The organism is Acidimicrobiales bacterium, from assembly GCA_036378675.1.
Classification (GTDB): domain Bacteria; phylum Actinomycetota; class Acidimicrobiia; order Acidimicrobiales; family Palsa-688; genus DASUWA01.
Window position 1 is genome coordinate 58271 of record DASUWA010000001.1, and the last position, 14112, is coordinate 72382.

At 66.1% G+C, this 14112-nt stretch carries 13 protein-coding genes; 1 reads left to right on the top strand and 12 read right to left on the bottom strand.

Annotated features, from left to right (window positions below; all coding sequences use genetic code 11):
* Positions 1-106 precede the first annotated feature (106 nt).
* From VFZ97_00305 to VFZ97_00335, 7 genes are all read right to left on the bottom strand, one after another.
* A complete protein-coding gene (locus tag VFZ97_00305) occupies positions 107-886 on the bottom strand; it encodes a transglycosylase SLT domain-containing protein (protein HEX6391851.1) in 780 nt (259 codons plus the stop codon).
* A gap of 118 nt (positions 887-1004) precedes the next feature.
* Positions 1005-2669 (bottom strand): FAD-dependent thymidylate synthase, encoded by a 1665-nt coding sequence (locus tag VFZ97_00310; protein HEX6391852.1) that lies wholly within the window; start codon positions 2667-2669, stop codon positions 1005-1007.
* 48 nt (positions 2670-2717) lie between these two features.
* Positions 2718-5351, bottom strand: coding sequence for a DEAD/DEAH box helicase (locus VFZ97_00315; GenBank protein HEX6391853.1), 2634 nt, complete (start codon positions 5349-5351; stop codon positions 2718-2720).
* 8 nt (positions 5352-5359) lie between these two features.
* Positions 5360-6196, bottom strand: coding sequence for a twin-arginine translocase subunit TatC (tatC, locus tag VFZ97_00320; protein ID HEX6391854.1), 837 nt, complete (start codon positions 6194-6196; stop codon positions 5360-5362).
* Positions 6197-6201: 5 nt separating this feature from the next.
* The gene (locus VFZ97_00325; protein ID HEX6391855.1) at positions 6202-6534 is read right to left on the bottom strand and encodes a twin-arginine translocase TatA/TatE family subunit; all 333 of its coding nucleotides are present in this window, start codon (positions 6532-6534) and stop codon (positions 6202-6204) included.
* A 64-nt stretch (positions 6535-6598) separates the two neighbouring features.
* Entirely contained in the window at positions 6599-6751 is a 153-nt protein-coding gene (locus VFZ97_00330) for a hypothetical protein (protein ID HEX6391856.1), read from the bottom strand.
* 13 nt (positions 6752-6764) lie between these two features.
* Positions 6765-7094, bottom strand: coding sequence for a hypothetical protein (locus tag VFZ97_00335; GenBank protein HEX6391857.1), 330 nt, complete (start codon positions 7092-7094; stop codon positions 6765-6767).
* A 79-nt stretch (positions 7095-7173) separates the two neighbouring features.
* Between VFZ97_00335 and VFZ97_00340 the strand changes: the two genes are divergently transcribed.
* The gene (locus VFZ97_00340) at positions 7174-7893 is read left to right on the top strand and encodes a glycerophosphodiester phosphodiesterase (GenBank protein HEX6391858.1); all 720 of its coding nucleotides are present in this window, start codon (positions 7174-7176) and stop codon (positions 7891-7893) included.
* A 3-nt stretch (positions 7894-7896) separates the two neighbouring features.
* On the opposite strand, the gene lepB is transcribed toward VFZ97_00340, so the two are convergent.
* From lepB to acs, 5 genes are all read right to left on the bottom strand, one after another.
* Positions 7897-8577 (bottom strand): signal peptidase I, encoded by a 681-nt coding sequence (gene lepB / locus VFZ97_00345; GenBank protein ID HEX6391859.1) that lies wholly within the window; start codon positions 8575-8577, stop codon positions 7897-7899.
* Positions 8578-8750: 173 nt separating this feature from the next.
* Positions 8751-9692, bottom strand: a complete 942-nt coding sequence (locus tag VFZ97_00350) for a WYL domain-containing protein (protein ID HEX6391860.1) — start codon at positions 9690-9692, stop codon at positions 8751-8753.
* Positions 9685-10671, bottom strand: coding sequence for a WYL domain-containing protein (locus VFZ97_00355; GenBank protein ID HEX6391861.1), 987 nt, complete (start codon positions 10669-10671; stop codon positions 9685-9687). Before VFZ97_00355 ends, VFZ97_00350 begins: the two co-directional genes overlap by 8 nt.
* A 5-nt stretch (positions 10672-10676) precedes the next feature.
* A complete protein-coding gene (gene pafA / locus VFZ97_00360) occupies positions 10677-12035 on the bottom strand; it encodes a Pup--protein ligase (protein HEX6391862.1) in 1359 nt (452 codons plus the stop codon).
* Positions 12036-12098: 63 nt separating this feature from the next.
* Positions 12099-14081 (bottom strand): acetate--CoA ligase, encoded by a 1983-nt coding sequence (acs, locus tag VFZ97_00365; GenBank protein ID HEX6391863.1) that lies wholly within the window; start codon positions 14079-14081, stop codon positions 12099-12101.
* Positions 14082-14112 lie beyond the last annotated feature (31 nt).

The following is a 14112-nucleotide window of genomic DNA, read 5'->3' on the forward strand; positions in this document are numbered from 1 at the left end:
CTGCACCCGTCAAGCGAAGCGGCGTACAGCAAGACCAGCCCTTTTCCGCGTACATGCTGCTCAGCGAGTTGCAAAAATTTCTCGTTATTCGGCGGGCCGAGTTGCGTCACTCGAAGCGTGGAATCAGGGCCTCGACGCTGGCGACGTACTGCTGACTTTCGGGGAAAACCCCGTAATGGCCAAGGTTCAACGGGCCTTCGTAGTAGGCGGCGATCGTCGCGCAAAGGTTGTTGTTTTCGAGGTCTGACAGGTAGCCCAGAAACGCCGCCGACATGCGAACGTTGTCGGACACCGAGTTGATGTTCATCGGCATCCCGATCAGGTTGCTGGTGATGAAGTTCGCGGTGCCGGGCATGATCTGACCCGCGCCCACTGCTCCTACCGGGGATATGACGCCCTGCTGCCAACCTGATTCCTGCCAGGCGATCGCTTCGAGGAGGGCGAGGGAGAGGTTGTAATGGTTCGCCCACTTGATGAACAGGGGCTGAAGTGAAAGACGTTTGGGCGAGTGCCGAAGCTGCGACGGCAGCACGCCCCACGGACCGCCGTTCGGCTGGAACGTAGAGCAGAACGTCCAGGGGTTGGCGGCCGGCTGGGGGCTGGGCGCCGCCTGGCTAGGCGTCGTCGCGGTTTGCAGCGCCGGCGGCGGCGGGTCCTGCTTGGTCGGGATATTCAGCTTCCGCCCGATCAGGAGCAGGTCGCTCGGGCGCATGTTGTTCGCGGAGGCCAGCGTCGAGACGCTGACCCCGTGCTTCCGCGAAATCGCCCAGAGGGTGTCCCCTGGCTTTACCAGGTAGGTCCCGCCGGCGGTGAAGCCTGCCGCCCCGGCCGCTACCAGAAGCCCGAGGCCGAGCAGGGTGGCGATGAGGCGGAGTTGACGGCGCATGGGTGTTGAAGGTCCAATCCCTCCGCCCGCAACGCCTAAAGCTACAACATCAACATCAGCCTCAACAACCTCTATTTTTTCATAGACATCAGCTTTATCTTCAGCCTCAACTTGACCTTTAAGGTGAGATTCGCGCCTTCTCTTGGCGTTTCAATGCAGCTCTTCGCTCGCCGGACAGGCGCTCCAAGCCCTCTTGCTCGTAGTCGGCGGGATCCACGTGGGTCATCATCTCGGCGATCACCGAATGGCCCGCCTTCTCGGCTATCAGCCGGTGCATCTGCTGGCACACTTTGCGGTACTCGGGATGTCCCTGGGAGCTGGTTCGCAGCTCGATCAGGTGCATCGCTTCCCGGGCGTTGAACTGCATGGTGTAACGGATCCTGAAAGCCAAAGCCACCGCGTAAGCGGCCTGTCCCGGTACGAATCGCTCCGCCAGCAGGTGATAAAGACCGGACGATCGGGCCATGGCGGCGGAGTACGCGCCCTCTCCCCCGGCTTCGACCACCGAGGCCGGAATGGTGTAGCCGTTCGACGGCGTGAGGTCCTGCCATTCGACAGTGAGCAGACGGTGCCGCTGAAGATCCCGGAACGCTCCGTAGTCGGACACCACGTCGAAGCGGTAACCGACCCTCTCGAGCGCCCTCCCCGGCTTGTGGCGCCGGTTGTTTCGGTCGCCGGCGTAGGCCCGAACAACCCGGGACCGCTCTTCGACGCTCATCCGGGCGACCTTCTCCTGCACCCGATGCTCCGAAAGGTCGGTGTAGGGATAGAGCATCGCGGCGACCAGCTTCACCTCCGCGTCCGGATCCCAGTCGACCAGCTCGACTTCTGGGTCCCCGCCCACCCTCGGCTCCTCCGGCTCGGCGGGCGCCTCGAAAATGCTCCTCGCCAGCTTGCGCATTTCCTTCGAGGTGCATTCCAGATAGGAGGAATGCTCCACTCCCCTGTCGGTTGCGTCCACCCGCTTCACCCAGGAAGGGATCACCTTCCGCAGCTCCTCGAGGATCATGTCGGCGTAAAGCTGCGCCTCCGGAAGCGGGTTCGAGCGCATGCGGATCAGCAGTGCCTCATAGGCCTGCCCGCTGGCGTAGATCCCGAGGTTCGAGGTCGCGCCGGCCGGGAGGATGCCGCGCAGCGCGTCGAATGCCTTGGCGCGGATGGATTGGCGCCACACGAAGTCGCTGTCCTCCGCCGACTTCGGATGGCGGGCCGAGAAATAGGACTGCATCACCGGCAGGAGCTCGGCGTACGAGTCGAACAGCCGGTCCATGTCGCCGACGTACCTCGCTCCAAGCGGCGAGTCGAGGATCGCTGCGTCCCGGTAGTAGCGGTAGCGGCCGTTGGGCAGCCTGCTGTCGTACGCGACATATCGCGTCGACTTTTCCATGTAGGACATGAGCCGGCCCCACTCGAGGATCTTGGTGAGGACGTTCGACGCCTGTTCGCAGGCGAGGTGAACGCCGCCAAGCTGGGCAACTGAGTCGTCCCCGTATTCGAAGAAGACCCTGTCGTACAGCTGCTCCGCCCGTGCCAGCCCGATCGTCGCGTCAACCCCCAGGTCGCCGCTTATGTCGAGGTCCCCTACGAACTCGTCGAGGAACAGGCGCCGGAGGCTTTTCGCCGAACGGGAGTACCTCGCGAACAGGGCCCCCTTGACCACCTCCGGCAGGTTGACCAGCGCGAAAACGGGGGCGTCGAGGTTGGTGAAATACCGCCGCAGAACCTCGGCTTCCTCGTCGGTCCATTGCTCGACGGCGTACACCCCGGTGTCCAAGTAGCCCATAATCGCGGAGTCCAACACTACGAGGGCGCGGCCTCGTGTGTGGGGACCCTAATTGCCGACGACCGATGAGGCGGCGACCACTCCCCTCATCAAACGGTCTGCAGCGGAACGAGCCGCCGAGGCGGTGGCCGGATCGGGTGCCACGTCGCCGAGCTGGCGTAGCAGGTCGACCAGCTGCTTCACGTTGCGGACGAAGTCCCCGCCGGATATCTCCTCGTCCTCGATCACCTCGGCGAGCTCCTCCCCCGCCGCCCAGGCCGCCGCCAGCCCGGCGAATCCCGGGTCCGGCCGGCGGGTGAGGGGAAGGCCGGCCTCGTCCTCGGCGGTGTTCAGCTCCGCACCGAGGCGATCGATCTCGACCCATCGCCGGCGTACCCGTGGGGTTGGGAACCACGCCGTTCCCTCGGCAGGACCCCGAGCCTCGAACGTGAACGCCGAAACGGTCCCGGCGAGCTCGGCCGTCTCGAGGCCGTCCAACAGCCCCTGCCCCAGGCACTCCGCTATCAGCAGGTCCTCTTCGTGGTAGATCCGGGCGAGTCGCTCCCCAGCGTCTGTCAACGACCACCCGTCGACGTACCCCCACGCCTCCAGCACCCTGAGGACCCGGTCGAACTGACGGGCCAAAGACTCGACCCGGCCCTTGACCCGGCGCTGGAGCCGCTCGGCGTCGCGTGCCAGCCGGTCGGCCCGGTCAAGGGCCCTCACGTGCGCCCGCTCGTCCGGGCAGGACGCCACCGGGTGCCGGGCGGCGGCGCCGGCCTGCGACATGGCGACCTCGCCCCTCCACTGACGGCGCGAGGAGACTCCGTAGTCGGGCCGATCGTCGAGCCGGGCGGCGAGCAAGGCCGAAGCCACCTGCTTCTGGAACGCCGAGTTGTTCGGCGTATACGGCGACGGGAGGTTCACCGCGGCGACCGGCTTCGGAGGAGCAGGAAAGTTCTTGGGACCGAGCGACAACAACCTCCCGTCGGCGGTGACCGCGCGCAGCCGCACGTCGCCCCCGCGACGCCGAGCCGTGGAAAGCACCGCCACCCGTCCTCCCGCCCGCGCTCCTGGAACCAGCAACACGTCGCCGGGCCGGACCTTTTCGAGCGCGGCCAGCACCTCGGCCGTCATCGACGGGCGGTGCCGGGCCGACTCTTCGCTGGCCCGGAGGAGCCGGCGGTACTCCTCCACGTCCCCTCGATCGCATTTCGCCGCCGCCTTGGCCTCCTCGAGAGCCGTGGTGGTGCGTTCGAGTTGCGCTTCCAGCCGGACGACGTCACTGTCGGCGCGGTACTGCGCGAACGAGAGGTTCAGAAGGTGATGGGCCACGTCGGGCGGGTACCGGCGAACCAGGTTGGCCGCCATGTTGTACGTAGGCCTGAAGCTGCTCGTCAACGTGTAGCTGCGCGCGCCGGCGAGCCCGGCGACTTGTTCGAACGGGACGAACGGCGACCAAAGCACAACCGCGTACCCCACCTCGTCGATGCCCCTGCGGCCCGCCCGGCCGGTCAGCTGGGTGTACTCACCCGGGGTGAGGAACTCGTGGCGCTCCCCGGTGAACTTGGTGAGCTTCTCGATGACCACCGTTCTCGCCGGCATGTTGATCCCGAGAGCGAGGGTTTCCGTCGCGAAGACCGCCTTGACGAGGCCGGCGGCGAAGCACGCCTCAACCGCCTCCTTGAACGGAGGCACCATCCCGGCGTGGTGGGCGGCGAAACCCGCCTCGAGCCCGTTGAGCCACCCCGGGTAGTCGAGAACGCGAAGGTCCTCGTCGGTGAGCGACCCCACGTGGCTCTCGGCGATGATCCGGATCTGCCGTCGCTCCTCGGCCGTCGTCAGCCTCCCGCCTTCCCTCACGCACTGCACGACGGCGTCGTCGCACGCCGCCCGGCTGAAAATGAAGTAGATCGCCGGGAGCATGTCTTGATCGGCGAGCAGGTCGATGACCTCGATTCTCCTCGGCGTAAAAAGACGTCCCCTTGGTTTGCCGCGCATCCCGGCATGACGGAGCGTCTTGGAGTCGAGAGCGGCAGCCTCCGCGTTGGGCCGGCCATCAACGAGGGTCGACATCAACAGGAGGCGGTCGGAGGTCTTGTCTCCCAGCAGGTAGAGGTCGTGCAGCTCTACGGGCCGATGATCTTCGATAACCGCATTCGTCTCTCCGCGGACGGTTGCGATCCAATCGGCAAGCTCCTCGGCGTTCGAGACGGTCGCAGAGAGGCAGACCAGATCGACCTCGGGCGGAGCGTGAATGATCACCTCTTCCCAGACGGGACCGCGGTAGGCGTTCTGGAGGTAGTGGACTTCGTCGAGGACGACGTATCGAAGCCCCTGCAACGAACCCGAAGCGGCGTAGATCATGTTCCGTAGGACTTCGGTCGTCATCACGACGATCGGCGCGTTGCCGTTTATCGAGTTGTCGCCCGTCAACAGTCCGACCTGGTTCGCTCCGTGGCGCTCGACGAGCTCGCCGTACTTCTGGTTCGAAAGCGCTTTCAGCGGCGTTGTATAGAACGCTTTGCGACCTTCGGAGAGCGCCTTGGCGACCGCGTACTGGGCGACCACCGTCTTGCCCGAGCCGGTCGGCGCGGCGACGACGACGCTCCCACCCGAGTCGAGAGCATCGAGTGCATTGCGTTGGAACGCGTCGAGCTCGAAACCGAGGTCTGCTTCGAACTTGGCGCGGACGGCATCCATCCGCTGCTCTACTTCTTCAAGAGGCGGCCCACAAGGATCGCCGACTCGTAGAAGAAGAGCATCGGAACGGCCATCGCGAGGAAAGAAAACGGGTCGCTGCTCGGCGTGATCACCGCGGCCACCAAGCAAATCACCACGATGGCCGGCCGCCGCCACCTCCGCCACGTGGCGCTCGGTACTACCTCCACCAGCTGCAGGAAAACGACGAGCAGCGGGTAGATGAAAACCACCCCGAAGATGAGGCACATCGTGACGTAGAGGGTGAAGTATCTCGTCGGGGAGAACAGCGGGACGATCCCCGTGCCGCTGACATCGATCAGCCAGGTGAGGGCTTTCGGAAACACCAAGATCGCGGTGGTCACCCCGCCGGCGAAGAGCGCGACCGCGGAGGTGACGAACGGAATGATGTATCGCTTCTCGTTCTTATAGAGGGCCGGTGTGACGAAACGCCAGACCTGCCACAAGATGACCGGCGACGCGAGCGCGATCCCGCCGTACGCGCTCACCTTCAGCCTGGTCGTGAAACCTTCGAGCGGCCCGGTTGCAACCAGGTTGCCGTTGGAGATGTTCTTCTGCCGATGATGGGCGAGGAAATCGTGGTAAGGGTGCAGCATGAAGCGGATGGCGTCGTTGTAGAAGAACCAGGCGATTGCGGTCCCGACCGCGATCGCGACGAACGCGATGATCAGCCTTTGGCGCAGCTCGGCAATATGCTCGAAGAGCGTCATCTTGCCGAGCTCCTGCTCGCCGGTGCGGCCGGCGCGGGGCTCCCGCTCGCCGGAACCCGTCTCGATGGGTGGAGCGGGCAGCGAGAACGGGTCCCCCCTGTCGTCCGCCAGAGCCACGATGGTTAGTTCAGGGTCGGGTCGTCGGGCGTGCCGGGCGGCAGGTTGGCACCGGCACGTGGCGTCTGTGGCTCAGGAGGGGCCAACGTCGAGCTGACGGCGTCCCGCACGGAGCGGCGTACGTCCGGGATCTTGAACTCGGAGACCGCCGAGTTGACCATCTCGGTCGGCTCAGCCAAGGCGGACCGGACCTCCTCGTGGAAGCCACTCGACATCTGCCGCAGGGTCGCCACGAACCTGCCCATCGACCGGGCCGCCTGCGGGAGACGGTTGGGACCGAGGACGATCAGGGCAATCACGCCCACGAGAAACAGCTTCTCGGGGCTGAAATTGAACACGCAAAGAGTGTAATCGGGGGGCCAGCCTTGCGCGGGGCGGTGATAGCCGCCCGGGCAGCCTGTTTCAGTCCGTCTGGGAACCCCGCCGCTGGACCCTGAGCGGCCGCATGGCCTCTCGCAGCGCGACAGTGCGCAGATAGAGGTGGCGCACCGAAGCCGCCAGGGAGACAGAACCTGCCGCGCCGAGTAAGAGCGCGACTGACCAGGATTTGCTCATCGCCTAGGCCAGGTTAGCCCTGGTTGATGGCGGCGAGCTCGTCGCGCCAGACGTCATCCTCGAGCGCCAGGTGAAACGCCAGGAGATCGTCGTGCGTGATCGCAGGCCCGACCTTGGGCTCCCACAGCTCTGCCGGGAGGTTCCACATGACCACTTCGGCGCCGGCGCCGCTCAGGGCGGCGAACACCCGTTCCCCCGCCTCCTTGTTGGTGATCAGGTGGCAATCGGGGCACTGGAAGGAGTACGTGGCTACTGCGGTGGGCGAGCAAACCTGGATCTGGACCTGATCGATGTCGAGCTCGACATCGCCGCAGTCCGGGCATGTGGCCTTGACGATCGCCACCCTCGCTCCTCCTTCCGGCTTTAGTGGTACCTCCTTTATCGGCGCGACTAACGCCCTCTTGAGCAGGCAGGATGAAAAGGTGGCAAATCCCGTCCGCCCGCCCATCGGTTTTGCCCACCGGGGAGCCCGCTCGGAACGCCGTGAAAACACCCTCGCGGCCTTCTCGCGGGCTCTGGAGCTGGGGGCCACCGGTCTCGAAAGCGACGCTTGGGTCACTGCGGACGGCGTTGTCGTGCTCGACCACGACGGCGTGTTCGGGATGCCGTGGAGGCGCAGGCCAGTCGCCGAGCTACGGCGGGGCTCCCTGCCCCGGCACGTTCCTTCGCTGGCGGATCTCTACGGGCAGCTGGGCACGGGCTACGAACTGTCCCTCGACCTGAAGGACCCCGCGGCGTTCGAGGCGATCCTCGCGGTCGCAGCCGAATTCGGGGGGACGGAGCGGCTTTGGCTGTGCGACGACGACCTGCAGCGGGTGGTCCGCCTGTCGAGGTCAGCCAGCCCGGCCCACACGGTGTTGTCGACCCACCTGAGCGAGCTCGAGCGGGCGCTACAGGGAGGGCTGCCCGAGGCTTTTTCCCTCGTGGCCGGCGCGGGTGCCGCGGCGATCAACCTGCACGGGAGCGAGTGGAATTCCGACCGGGTGCGCCTGGTTCACGACGCCGGTCTGCTGGCTTTCGCGTGGGACGCGCAGTCCGAGTACCACATCTCCCGCCTGGTTCGCCTCGGTATCGACGGGATTTACTCGGATTTCGTGGATCGCCTGGTCGCGGCAATTTCGCCGGTCACCGAGCCCCGGTGAGGTTCAGAGGCCCCCGATACGAGAGACCGGCCAGACCCGGACGAACGCCCGCCCGATGAACAGCTTGTCCGAGACCGGTCCGATGATCCGGGAGTCCGCGGAATCGCCCCGGTTGTCGCCCATCATGAAGTAGCGGCCGGACGGAACGAACGTCGGCGGGAAGGAACTCGTCGTCTCTCCTTTCGGCAGCCACGACTCCTTCAGCAGTCGCCCGTCGATGTAGACCGAGCCCCCGTGCGCCGAGATGGTCTCGCCCGGCAGGCCGATGACCCGCTTGATGAGGTCCTTGACGCCGGGGCTGTAGTCGTTGGCCGGCCTCTTGAAAACGACGATGTCCCCCCGGTGCACCGAGTGAACGTCGTAGCTGAGCTTGTTGACCAGGACCCGATCGCCTACCTGAAGCGTCGGTTGCATCGAGCCTGACGGAATGTAGAACGGCTCGATCGCGAAGCTTCGGATCAGGAACGCCGCGAGCACGGCGACGACGAGGATGACCGCCCACTCGATGGCGACCTTGCGCCCGTGGCGATCCGTGGTCCGCTGCGGAGAAGCGGCTGCGGCCTTTTCCCTCTCCGCCAGATCCTCCCCTGGCGGCGGATGATCCGAACCTGGAGCTCGCTGGCCCCAGCCAGCGTCATCTGGTCGGTCCGGCTGGTTAGGCCACCAGGGAAACTCTTCCCCCACCGCCGGTTCGCTGGCCCCAGCGGATTGCCCGGCGCCGGTGGGTGTCCCGGCCCCAGCGGGTTGCCCGGGCCCAGCCGATTGTCCCCCGGCGGGTTGGCCCGTCCCGGAGGAACGTTCCCCCGAATCGGGTTCGTCTGGGGCCCACACGGGCGGAAACCCTACTGAAATCCGGTTCAGCGCCGGTACCGCGCGAGAACGCGGCTTGCCGCGTCTGGCCCCGTCCGAGAGTTGCCCTCGACGAGCCGGACGTTCGCGCCTCCCCGAAGGAGCAGGCGCTCGAGCCAGGCGGGCCCTGCGACGCGGAGACTGACGCGCAATACGCCGCCGGGAAGCTGAACCACGTCCTCGTTGGGATACTGCTCGGCGATCCAGTGGGCCGGTGGGTCGAGGTCCAGCACGACCAGGTCGTCCTCTGGACGAGGGCGGTAGATCGCGGCGTCGACGTCGGCGATGGCATCCGGCGGCTCGAACGTCTCGGCCAGAGCTTCCGACCCGGTGACTCGGTCCACCCGGAACAGGCGCTCGGCTTCGACCGACTCGCACCAGGCCTGGAGGTACCAGTGACCGCCGGCATTGAAGACCCTCCAGGGGCGCACCACCCGAGTGCTGTGCCCGTCGCGGCCGAACGAGTAGTACTCGATGCGGACCTTGTGCCGGGACGCCGCGGCCCGCCGGAGTTCGTCGAGCACGCTCGCCGGCGCCGGACCCAACTCGACGTCGAGACCGTCGTCCGCGCCGAGTCCCAATACGGTCTCGAGCTTCCAGACAGCCCTCGCCAGGGCGCCGTCTTTGTCGGCTCCGGGAACATCGAGGAAAGCTGATGCGGCCGAGGCCAGTGCCATGCCCTCGTGAGGGCTGAGCCTCAACGGACGGCGGAAGTAGTCGGCCATCCGGACCCACACGCGCCCATCGGCGACGTCGACGTCGATGAGCATGTCGGGGGTGAACGGGTAAAGGCCGCACAGGAATAGGAGGTTCAGCTCGGAGAGAAGCTCCTCCTCGGGAATGTCGAACCGGCGGCAGACTTCTTCGATCTTGGGCCCGTCGTGCGCGGCGATCCACGGGACGATGTCGAGGAGCCGGCCCAGCCGTATGTCGGCGGGCGCCCTAGGCACGCCCGGCCCCTTTGACGATCTCCTGCAACCATCCGACCATGTCGCTCCGGAGCGCCGGCGGTCCGAGCACTTCGACGTGGTCCAGGAACCCGAGGACAAGGGATCGAAAGGCCGGCAGGTTCCGCACCGGAAAACTGAAAACCACCGAACCGTCCGCCCTCGCCTCCTCGCTCCCCTCCCCTTCCAGCGAGTCGCGGACAAATCGCACCTGGTCTGGGTCGGCCAGCACCTGCGCCACGATCTCCTCTTCCTCACCGATCCGCCACGCAGGAGGCGGCTTGGCTGCCACGCCGGTAGGCCGCTCGAACGCCTTGGACGGCCCTTCAGCCTCTAAGGTTCCCTCGACCCTGTCGAGGCGGAACAACCGCTCCTCCTCGCGACCGTGGTCGTACCCCGCCAGGTACCAGCGTCCTCGGCGGAACGACAGCCTCCAAGGGTCTACGAGACGCTGTTCCCCCCGGTACCGGAACCGGAGCCGGCGCCTTTCTCCGATCGCGGCGAAGGCGGCCGCGGCAGCGTCCTCCCCCGGCAGCGCCGCCAGACGGACCGGTTGCTCCCGCTGTGCCCGGGCACCCCCATTGCCGGAGGGTGGGGCGTCGCCGTCAGGGACCGCGCCTCCAAGCTTGCGCAACGCCCGGGTGACGGCTTGGTCCGCCCATGGGCTGTCAACTTGAACCGCCGATGCCGCCAGCCGGAGTGCGGCCAGCTCGGAGTCGTCGAGACCGGGATCGGGCAGCTCGTACCGCTCCCGCGGTATGCGGTAGCCGACATCGTCTCCGAGGTTTTGGTCGACCGGCTCGGTGAGAAGCGGCATTCCCATGTCGCGCAGAAGTTCCTTGTCGCGCTCGAAGTTGCGCCGGAACGCCTCGGGATCGTCCGAGTAGCCCTCGATCCTTTCGCGGATCTCCGAACGGGTGAGCGGCCTGTCCGTGTCGATAAGTGCCGCGACCAGGTTGACCAGGCGCTCTAACCGATCCACAGCGCTCAGAGTGAGGCGATGAGCTTCTCGACCCGGTCGTCTCGGGCCTTGAACGGGTCCTTGCAGAGAACGGTTCTCTGAGCCTGGTCGTTGAGCTTGAGATGCACCCAGTCGACGGTGAAGTCGCGCCGGCGCTCTTTGGCCCGCCGGATGAACTCACCGCGCAGCCGCGCCCTGGTGGTCTGCGGAGGCTGCTCCATCGCTGTCTCGATGTCCTCGTCGGTGCAGGTTCGCTCAACCATGCCCCGCGCCTGCATCTTGTAAAAGAGGCCACGGGTACGGCTCACGTCGTGGTATTGAAGGTCCATCAGCGCGACCTTCGGGTGAGTCAATGACACGCCTTCACGCCCACGGTAGTGCTCGATCAGACGGTGCTTGATCACCCAGTCGCACTCGCGGTCCAACGTCCATGGGTCTTTTTCCAGACCCTCGAGACAGTGCTCCCACATGGCGAGCGCTTGGTCCTCGAGAGGCGAAAGTCCCTTGGATTCCTGGTAACGCTTCGCGCGGTTGAAGTACTCGGACTGAATGTCGAGCGCACTCGCTTCACGCCCGTTGGCGAGCCGAACCTTGCGCCGCAGTGTGGTGTCGTGGCTGATCTCTCGTATGGCCCGGATGGGGTTCTCGAGCGTCATGTCGCGAAGGACCACCGCGGGATCCTCGAGCATGCGAAGCAAGATGCTGGTCGCGCCCACCTTCAAGAAGGTCGCGTACTCGCTCATGTTGGAGTCCCCAACGATCACGTGCAGCCGCCGGAAACGTTCGGCATCCGCGTGCGGTTCGTCCCTTGTGTTGATGATTGGCCGGCTTCGTGTCGTCGCAGACGAGACGCCTTCCCAGATGTGCTCGGCGCGCTGGCTTATGCAGTACATCGCTCCGCGGGCGGTCTGCAGCACCTTGCCGGCGCCGGCGTAGATCTGCCGGGACACGAGGAACGGGATCAGCACCTCGGCGTAATGCCCGAAGTCGTCGCGGCGGCTGGTGAGGTAGTTCTCGTGGCAGCCGTACGAGTTGCCGGCCGAGTCCGTGTTGTTCTTGAAGAGGAAGACGACTCCGCGGATCCCTTCCTCGCGAAGGCGCGCTTCGGCAGACGTCACCAGGTTCTCGAGGATCCGCTCCCCCGCCTTGTCGTGCACCACCAGGTCGGCAATCGAATCGCACTCCGGGGTTGCGTACTCGGGATGGCTGCCGACATCCAGGTACAGGCGCGCCCCGTTCTCCAGGAACACGTTTGATGAGCGGCCCCAGCTGACCACCCGCCTGAACAGGTAGCGGGCAACCTCGTCCGGGCTGAGGCGTCGTTGGCCGCGCAAGGTACAGGTGACTCCGTACTCGTTTTCGAGCCCGAAAATGCGCCTGTCCATACCGTGGCGCACGCTAGCGCCTGTTGATCGCTTCGGCGGCGGATTCACGGGCCAACCCCCGCGTCAGCCCTGCTCCGCCTCCTCCGCCCCGGGCGTCATCCGCTCTCGGATGGCGGTGACGACCGTCGGATCCAGCAACGTCGTGACGTCCCCAAGCTCGCGCTGCTCGGCGACGTCGCGAAGCAGCCGGCGCATGATCTTGCCGCTGCGGGTCTTGGGCAGCTCGGGAGTCAGCATGATCTGCCTCGGTTTGGCGATCGGCCCGATCTCCTTTGCGACGTGATCACGCAGCTCGGCGACGAACACCTCGCCACCGTCGCCACCGTCCTGCGCCTGGCCCTTCACCGTGACGAACGCCACGATGGCCTGGCCGGTGGTCGGGTCGTTGGCGCCCACCACCGCAGCCTCGGCGACCCTCGGATGGCCCACGAGCGCGTGCTCCACCTCGGTCGTGGAGATCCGGTGGCCCGACACGTTCATGACGTCGTCGACCCTGCCGAGAAGCCAGATGTCGCCGTCGTCGTCTCGCTTGGCGCCGTCGCCGGCGAAGTACATCCCCGGGAATCGCGACCAGTAAGTCGCCTTGTACCTTTCCTCGTCGCCCCAGATCCCCCGCAGCATCCCCGGCCAGGGTTCCTTGATGACGAGGTAACCGCCCTCGCCGTTCTTGACCGGGCTCCCGTCCTCGTGCACCACGTCAGCCGCGACCCCCGGGAACGGTGTCATCGCAGCTCCGGGCTTGGTGGCGGTGATGCCGGGCAGAGGCGTGATCAGGATGCCGCCGGTTTCGGTCTGCCACCACGTGTCGACCACCGGGCAGCGGTCGCCGCCGATGTGGGTGCGGTACCAGATCCAGGCCTCGGGGTTGATCGGCTCGCCCACCGACCCGAGTAGGCGCAGGCTCGACAGGTCGTGTGACGCCGGGAGATCCTCGCCCCACTTCATGAAGGTTCTGATCGTCGTCGGAGCGGTGTAGAGGATGTTCACCTTGTAGCGCTCGATGATGTCCCACCAGCGATCGCGCTTCGGCGTGTCGGGAGTTCCCTCGTACATGACCGACGTGGTCCCGTTGGCCAGCGGGCCGTAGACGATGTAGCTGTGCCCGGTGACCCAGCCGATGTCGGCCGCGGTCCAGAAGATGTCTCTTTCCGGTTTGACATCGAAGATCAGCCGGTGGGTCGAGCTGACGTGGGTGAGGTAGCCGCCCGACGTGTGCAGGATGCCTTTCGGTTTGGCGGTGGTCCCGCTCGTGTACATGATGTACAGGGGGTGCTCAGAATCGAAGAACTCCGGCGCGTGGCTCGACGGCTGGGCGGCGACGAGATCGTGCCACCAGACGTCGCGTGAGTCATCCCAGGGAATCTCCTGGCCGGTTCTGCGGACGACGAGGACCTTGGTTACGGCGGGGCATTCTTTCAGCGCTTCGTCGACCGCCGGCTTCAGCGCGCTGGCGGCGCCACGGCGGTAGCCGCCGTCCGAGGTGATGACGACGCGTGCGTCGCAGTCGAGAATGCGGCCGCGTAAAGCGTCCGCGGAGAATCCGCCGAACACAACCGTGTGGGGTGCGCCCAGCCGTGCGCACGCGAGCATCGCCGCGACCGTTTCGGGGATCATCGGCATGTAAATCGCCACGGTGGTGCCGGCCTTCACGCCGAGGGCTGTGAGAGCGTTCGCCGCCCGGCAGACCTCTTCCGTCAGGTCCTTGTAAGTCACGGTCCGGGTGTCGCCCGGCTCGCCTTCCCAATGGAACGCGACGCGGTCACCGAATCCTGCGTTCACATGCCGGTCGAGGCAGTTGACTGCGACGTTGAGCTTGCCGCCGACGAACCACTTGGCGAACGGCAGGTCCCACTCGAGAGGTTTGGTCCACGGCTCGGCCCAATCGAGCGTCCGCGCCTGCTCTTCCCAGAAGCCCACCGGGTCGGCATCGGCACGCTGGTAGATATCCGCTTTCGCGTTCGCCTGAGCCGCGAACGCGGGGGGCGGCTCGAATTTGCGGCCCTCATGGAGAAGCGCCGACAGGTCCGCCTGAACCTGCTCGGTCATCGGGTCCCCTCCCTCTCGTGTCGGAAGTTGT